Below are 7,139 nucleotides of genomic sequence, written 5' to 3' on the forward strand. Positions count from 1 at the left end.
CCAGATTTCTCTGTGCCCTCGTTGCTCGTCCCACTGCATGCTGATTGTACCTGCCTGCGTCCGCAGAAGGCTTCTATCGGTTTATATTAGTTTTCCGATCGGCGAGAGCGACGAGTAGCTTGCTTGTAGTCTAGAAGATAGACACGATGTAATCTGAATCTATCCGCCGTTTTAATCTCTATGACTGAGCAACGTGATGCTGATTCGTCGTCAATAGATTCTCAGCAACCTAGCGAACCAAAGGATGCTGTGACGACTGAGTCGGTCAATGATTCTCCCAAAAACCGCATTGCGGGTGTTTGGAACGACGCAACCGCACGCTTGAGGCAACTGCTACCTGTAGAACAAGTGGCACAAAAGACTGTTGGGTGGTTTAGTGTCAGCGAAGACCGGGTTGCAGAGATTTTGGAGACGGTTCGAGCTGAACTCCCCACGACAGAAGCCCTTTTGATTGGGAAACCTCAAGCAGGGAAAAGTTCGATTGTGCGGGGGCTGACGGGCGTTTCTGCTGAGATTGTCGGTCAGGGATTTCGTCCTCACACGCAACACACGGAACGGTATGCTTATCCTTCTAGCGACGTGCCCTTGCTCATTTTTACAGATACGGTCGGGCTGGGAGATGTAAATCAGGACACTCAGGCGATCGTTAAGGAGTTGGTTGGCGATTTGCAACAGGAGAGCCGTTCTGCCAGAATTCTGATTCTGACGGTCAAAATTAATGATTTTGCAACCGACACACTGCGACAGATTACGACTCAGCTGCGTCAGCAGTATCCAGATATTCCTTGTCTGCTAGCTGTCACCTGTTTGCATGAGGTTTATCCTCCCGGTACTGACGATCATCCCGCTTATCTACCTGACTATGAGGAGGTTAACCGAGCCTTCGGTGCAATTCAACAAGCGTTTGTCGGAGTGTGCGATCGCTCCGTTATGATTGACTTCACCCTGGAAGAAGATGGTTACACGCCGGTATTTTATGGCTTAGAGGCGCTGCGAGATACCTTGGCAGACCTCCTGCCAGAAGCGGAAGCGCGGGCGATTTATCAATTATTAGATAAGGGCGCTAGCGAACAAATTGGCAACCTCTACCGAGATGTTGGACGCCGTTATATGTTGGCATTTTCCATCATGGCAGCCGCGATCGAGGCGGTACCGTTGCCATTTGCCACCATGCCTGTCCTAACTGCCTTGCAAGTCTCAATGGTCGGTTTGTTAGGAAAATTGTACGGGCAAACTCTGAGTCCATCGCAGGCGGGGGGTGTCGTTAGCGCGATCGCGAGTGGTTTCCTAGCACGGGCAATCGGACGGGAGTTAATTAAATTCTTACCGGGTTTTGGGAGCGCGATCGCTGCTTCCTGGGCAGCTGCCTACACCTGGTCATTGGGCGAAGGTGCCTGCGTCTATTTCGGTGACTTAATGGGAGGTAAAAAACCCGATCCGCAGAAAATTCAATCTGTGATGCAAGAAGCGTTTAAAACAGCGCAAGAACGATTTAAAGGAATCAAGCGTTGATAAAACCTGTGCCAATTTGCATTGCAGCAAGAACTGAAACAGCGCATTTTAGCTATCTTTTCAATTGGAAGACCAGGCAGAGGTTATTTGTAGTATTAATATTGAGTCAAGATTAGTTTCATCAAATTCCCATCTAAAAAAGGCCAATCCATCCAAAATCCCATGTGTAAAATAACGATTAGCCAAAACACTCCTTGGTAAGAAGCTTTGCTACTCTTATGGCGTAGTTTCTGTTGGGCTATAAATGCACCTAGCCATCCACCTGCTAATTCACACAGATGCAGAGTAACTTCTGGTATTCTCCATTGCCCCTTTCTTGCACGAGATTTATCTTCGGCGTAAATTACAAACGTAATGAAACCCATCACTGGATAAAGGATGAACCTCATCACTGTATTAACGATTAAAGGTGATGCATTGAAAATTATGAAGGTAAATTTAATAAGTCCTAAAAGAGGTAATATATACAGCAAAAAAGCTTTCAAAGCCAAAAAAATCCAGATGATTTAGGTTGAGATATATCTCCTTCAATTAATGCACTTTTAGCTCGTAATTTTCCATTCTTTTCAACTGCTATTTGATAGTATATCGTCTCACCTACTTTTGGACGTTGATTAGAATTCTTTAGCGCAGTGATATGAATAAAAACCTCTTGACCTCCCTTTTCTGGTTTTATAAAACCAAAACCCTTATCGTCCTTCCATACTGTTAGCTTACCTTTATGCATAGTAAGTTCCCTAAAGTAACCTTATGTCCATATCAACTAGAAATCAGCCTTTAGGCGTGCGTTTATTCCAATTCTCATAACGACCTAGCTGCCTAATCAAAGTATCCGTGCTGCTGAGTATAGCTAACACTCGTTTCGCAGAAATACCCGTAAATATAGCGGTCTAATATTTATTCAACCATTCCTAGTGGTTTAACACACTGATTCGTCATGATGTTTTACAGGAAGCGGTCTAGCATCCCAAAATAGTGATTAATCAAAGTAATGGGATGCAAATAGCAGGGTTAAATTAGATGGTGAGCAGCGAATAATGATGAGAGGTTAGCTTTCCTGCGTTATTTAACTTCAATGCACTACATCATAAGACAGTTGCACCAGACCAGAATCATAAGTTTGACATTTAGTAAGATTCAAAGATTGAGAAATTGTTCCATTATCAAATAATGGAATTCCTTCACCCAATATCGTTGGATGTATTGAAAGAATTAGCTCATCTACTAGGTTCTGACTCATCAAGGCATGAGTCAGTTGAGATCCGCCAACTAACCAGATATTCTTTCCATCTACCTGACGCAATTGCTCTACAAATTCCGTGATGTCTTCCCTGATAACTTCAGCATTGCTATCTGCTGGAAAGAGAGGATTTTTTGTAAACACATAGCTTTTTACACCTTTGTAAGGATACTCACCGAAAGTCAGCACTTGCTCGTAAGTTTTCCTACCCATCAGAAGAGTATCAACACTAGCGAAGAATTCTGAATAGCCGTAATCTTGGTCTGTAAATAACCAGTCAATGTCGCCAGACTGCCGCGCAATATAACCGTCTAAACTGGATGCAATGAACAGGATAACTTTACGCATTGCTCTTTTTCCTATACCTTTTCCTTTGCTGGTGGTACGATGCCAAGCTTATTCAAACCTTTATCCAGTACCTTTAGTAAATGAAAATCTTCCTCTGGTAAGGGATAAGTGCTATTGCTGAACAATCCTGCACTTTGAGAAGGGCGCTTTTCTAGGAAGGAGAATGCTTGTCGAAACTGATGCGGTTCTGCTTGAATTGGCGAGTCAAAATGGCAGGGAATAATTCGCTGAAAGTCCCAACTTGCTACCTTATCTGCCCATTCGATAGTTTCTTTCGGTGCGCGGTTGAGAATCAAAGTTTGTAGAATTGGTGCCACAAACAGACGACCATCTCCTCGCAGCGCATCGAACGACCGTTTCCAATCCGGCTTCCATCTGAAGGGAAACAAACCGAAATAAGCTTTTTTGGAACGTTCCGGCGCTTTGAGAGCATTGCGAAACACATCACCCCATTTCGGTACTTCTAGCACGCCTGGTTGGAAATACAAAGTAAATAGGGAGATGCGCTGCCATCCCTTCCGGCGATTTGCCTGAGTGTTGGCAACGATATCAGACGCTTGCTCCTTGGCATGGAACAGCAAAGGATAGGGGTCTAATTGGACAATTGCAGGCGGATCTTCTGGTATGGAAATTACCGAATCGGTTACAAGTAGCGTGCGCGATCGCGCATGAAAAAATGCAACTTCCGCAAACTTACCCGGTCCCAGGTAGATGGGACCTAGTATCGCGTAGTCAAACTGGTTGGCAAAGGGGGTGGTGCTGCTGTCTTGTGGAAGTACCTGAGTGCGTTTGGAAGGCAAACCCAGCCAACTGAGGGGGAGATTGAGGGGGAAACTCCACTGAGAAGGAGCCACAAAAACCTGTGCAAGCGGAAAACATCTAGCAAAGGGACCCACGAAGACTTTGTGTTCTAGTCCAGAAATCGTGGGTAGGATGATGTACTTGACATCTCCGTGTTCTGCTACCAATTCTTTGACAAGCCGGATACACTCAGGAGTCGGCGCAACAGGCGCATAGACGAGCAAACCCCCTTCATCTAGCTTAACGACTGTCATGCGAATCGGCACGACAACGTAGAAGATGCCCTGAAGCTGGTCAAAAGTCCAGACTGTATCCTGAACAACTTCTTTGCGAATAGTCCGCCGACTGCCAAAAGGATAGAGAGGCAAAGTAAACCAGAAAGACCAGGAAAAGTCCCTCAGATGAATCTGTTCTGCGTTTAGTGTGCGTTCATCATCAGCCACTTCACGACCCCCTTCCGCATTCGCTCAATCTGTGTTTATTTGAACTTCAGAAGTTGGAGTGTAGCAAATTGTTGTCCCAATAAACTACATTTTTGTTAAAACTCAGCCTGCTTATACCATTTTAGATTTTAGATTTCAAATTTTGGATGGTAGAAGACTGGCAGCGATCGCGTACAGCCCTTTGGGCATGAAAACAGCAAAGCGAGGCGTTAGCCTAGGGCTGACTTGTCAGTTCGCATCCTTGCCAGTAGCCACTAACAACAATTTATTTGTACTCTAGCGCCCCTAAATGATTCCTGAAGGCGAGATACCCGAAAACTCTTACGGAGTCGGGTATCTGAAGGGTTAGCTCACTACTCAAATGCTAGGATTGCGACTACACGCTATTGAAGGCTGAACGCGGTTTCTGGTTGATTGCACAAGAACTCCGGAATTTGGGATTTTACGGTTGAAGTCTTTGAGATGGTTTTTTTTAAAGAGCGATCGCGTCTATATGTCACGACTAAGGGAGTGTGGCTTGAGATGAACCCAATTTACTTAGTTACAGCCATTTTTCTCGTTTTTGTCACCTACACAAAACCTAGTTGGTTTTGGCAAACTCGTAAGACACTCCGAATCAGACATAGAATTGGCGATCGCGCTACAGCTATTTTTTGTTACGCACTTGCAGTAGCGCTCATCATCAGCGCGATTATTTAATAATTGCTCCCACAAGCCTTTCCTTCTGCAAGGCTTGCTAGTATGCCAATGCCCTTGGTAAATCTTTGGCATACTAGCGCTTTCTCCTTGCGTTCTTTTCCCTAAAACTCAAGCTAGAAATAACAGTTTATAACTCAACTTTGTGTTGGGAGAATTGTTAGGGAGATACGGCTTTCAATCCTTTAGCTGTTAGGATTACCTCAGCTCCTTTCTTTACGGTTAAGGTTGTTGAAGAGTCAGCTCCTTCAGGCTGATCGGGATTGCTGATTGGTGTCTCTAGAATGTAAAAATAATCCCCATTCGCCCACCCTGTTGTGCAACTTCCATCCCGGCAAGTGATTTTACCTCCAGTTAAATTGATGCATTTTCCATTAGCATCACAACCACGGTAGCTAAGATTTCCCGTTCCATTGACTCCTGACCAAGATTTTGCATTACCAACCGTTATTGTCCACTCACCATTACTGAGAGTTTGTGAGTCAGTTGGAGCTTGAGAGTTTCCATCATCGATAATCTCCATTTTGGTGATGAGAGATTCTTGTTTGCTTTTGCCGCAAGGTTCGATGCTTTCACAATCATTAACGGAGAGGATTTCATAAGAGTTACGAACTTTCTTATTCAAGAAAGTTTTTTCTTGTTCGCAGACTTCAAATGATGCGCCAACATTCCTCTCGATTCTGTTTTCATCCACTAGGGTGACGTAGCATTTGAGGTCACCTTGTACCATGCTTGTGACGGTACCAATGGTTGGCTGCTTAGCTGGAACTTGCTTATTTCTGCCACCTTTAACTTCCGTATTCGTTTGAACTTTGTTAGAAGAATTATCGCTAATTTCGGTATCTGTTTTAGATTTATTAGTGCTAGCTTCTGTATTTGCTTGAGGTTTATTAGAAGAATTAGCTTTAACCTCGGTATCTGTTTGAACTTTATTAGAAGAATCCGCCTTCGTTTCCGGGGCGTTATTTGGTTGATTTTCCTGAGAAGCATTGGGAACGGAGTTACCACAACTCACAAGCCAGACGGAGCAAATAGTGAATGCAATCGTCTTTGTCAACTTTTTCATGTTTGAGTTTTTTCCAAAATTGAGTGAGTGCATTCTTGATAACTACGCTTTTGGGTCAGGAATAGGTAAGTAACAGGTATCTTCACTTCAAATTACTCTGTTTCCCGAAGCGCTAGAAAGTCTATGCTTTCCCATAAGTTCTAAAATCCATATAGACCAAGGGTTTTAGTTCGGAAAATGGAAACCGATATTGGCTGTTTTTTAACGAATCCCCTTCCACTTTGGTGAGGCTACACATACAGATACCCCCAAACTCTGCCAAGGGCGCGATCGCATCGCACAGGGATGACTGAGTGCATACGCCTATCCGATCGTTTGAAAAAAGAAGCTATTTTTTCTCTTTGCAAGAAGTATCGGGGAGAAATCAGGATTCTCACCACCCTTTTTAAAAACAAGGATATGTTCTCCCTTTTTCAAGGGAGTTTATGCAAGTTCGTACCTTATCCGAAAAGGATTAGCGTCTGCCTTAAATCAAGAAAATTAGCAATTTTGGGTGGACTTGTTTGGATAGTGTAGTTGCTAGAGTAATTTTTCCCGTTTAACCGATCCAAACCTGTAAGAAGAATCACAGTAAAGGGAATTCAGAGTTATGACCGATGCCCGTCAAATGAAGATTCAATGGATTGCTGCTGAATTCAAGCGGCTAAACGCACAGCTTTCTGAGCTTTTGGAACAACAAAAGCAGATACCAAGGGAATCTTATGATTGGTGGCAATTGCAGGATCTGATTAGCGAAGTGGAAGACGAGATAGAGGCGTTGGTTTTTACCTCTAGTTGATTCATTAAACTTAATCGGAAATAAGAGGTTGTAGAGAAAAGTGGGATCGTTTCTATTCCTTTCACCCTAAGCTGTCACCAGCTAGCGATAGCTGAGACGGAAGTTGTGCAATCCACAAGCCGTTTCCATCACATCATCAACATAATGAGCAACCCGATTCCTAAACTTGTCCACCACAATCTTGCATCGCTTGATGCCCCCAAGCTGATGCTCGATTTCTACTCGTTGGCTTGAAATTTCTCGATTCCTTTGTTT

At 43.9% G+C, this 7,139-nt stretch carries 8 protein-coding genes; 3 read left to right on the forward strand and 5 right to left on the reverse strand.

Annotated features, from left to right (window positions below; translation table 11 throughout):
• Window positions 1–180 precede the first annotated feature (180 nt).
• Window positions 181–1,512 carry a GTPase gene (locus NC996_RS09135; RefSeq protein ID WP_190688091.1) on the forward strand — a complete coding sequence of 444 codons (1,332 nt, stop codon included), beginning with the start codon at window positions 181–183 and terminating at the stop codon, window positions 1,510–1,512.
• A gap of 95 nt (window positions 1,513–1,607) precedes the next feature.
• Here the strand turns inward: NC996_RS09135 and NC996_RS09140 are convergent, their stop codons facing one another.
• The 4 genes from NC996_RS09140 to NC996_RS09155 all read right to left on the reverse strand — a co-directional run bounded on the left by NC996_RS09140 (window position 1,608) and on the right by NC996_RS09155 (window position 4,344).
• The gene (locus tag NC996_RS09140; protein WP_199303243.1) at window positions 1,608–1,901 is read right to left on the reverse strand and encodes a DUF1294 domain-containing protein; all 294 of its coding nucleotides are present in this window, start codon (window positions 1,899–1,901) and stop codon (window positions 1,608–1,610) included.
• Between the two features lie 92 nt (window positions 1,902–1,993).
• Window positions 1,994–2,239: a cold shock domain-containing protein gene (locus tag NC996_RS09145; RefSeq protein WP_199302439.1), complete on the reverse strand. Its 246-nt coding sequence runs from the start codon at window positions 2,237–2,239 to the stop codon at window positions 1,994–1,996.
• Between the two features lie 345 nt (window positions 2,240–2,584).
• Window positions 2,585–3,100, reverse strand: coding sequence for a dihydrofolate reductase family protein (locus NC996_RS09150; protein ID WP_190412520.1), 516 nt, complete (start codon window positions 3,098–3,100; stop codon window positions 2,585–2,587).
• Between the two features lie 11 nt (window positions 3,101–3,111).
• Window positions 3,112–4,344: a DUF4336 domain-containing protein gene (locus NC996_RS09155; protein WP_190688094.1), complete on the reverse strand. Its 1,233-nt coding sequence runs from the start codon at window positions 4,342–4,344 to the stop codon at window positions 3,112–3,114.
• Between the two features lie 462 nt (window positions 4,345–4,806).
• On the opposite strand from NC996_RS09155, the gene NC996_RS09160 reads away from it, so the two are divergent.
• Complete coding sequence (locus NC996_RS09160) at window positions 4,807–5,043, forward strand: hypothetical protein (protein ID WP_190688099.1); 237 nt, start codon at window positions 4,807–4,809, stop codon at window positions 5,041–5,043.
• Window positions 5,044–5,200: 157 nt separating this feature from the next.
• Here the strand turns inward: NC996_RS09160 and NC996_RS09165 are convergent, their stop codons facing one another.
• The gene (locus NC996_RS09165) at window positions 5,201–6,106 is read right to left on the reverse strand and encodes a hypothetical protein (RefSeq protein WP_190688102.1); all 906 of its coding nucleotides are present in this window, start codon (window positions 6,104–6,106) and stop codon (window positions 5,201–5,203) included.
• Window positions 6,107–6,695: 589 nt separating this feature from the next.
• Here NC996_RS09165 and NC996_RS09170 point away from each other — a divergent pair.
• Window positions 6,696–6,884: a hypothetical protein gene (locus NC996_RS09170; protein ID WP_190688105.1), complete on the forward strand. Its 189-nt coding sequence runs from the start codon at window positions 6,696–6,698 to the stop codon at window positions 6,882–6,884.
• Window positions 6,885–7,139 lie beyond the last annotated feature (255 nt).

This window comes from Trichocoleus sp. ST-U2 (assembly GCF_039961875.1).
Lineage (GTDB): Bacteria > Cyanobacteriota > Cyanobacteriia > Cyanobacteriales > FACHB-T130 > FACHB-T130.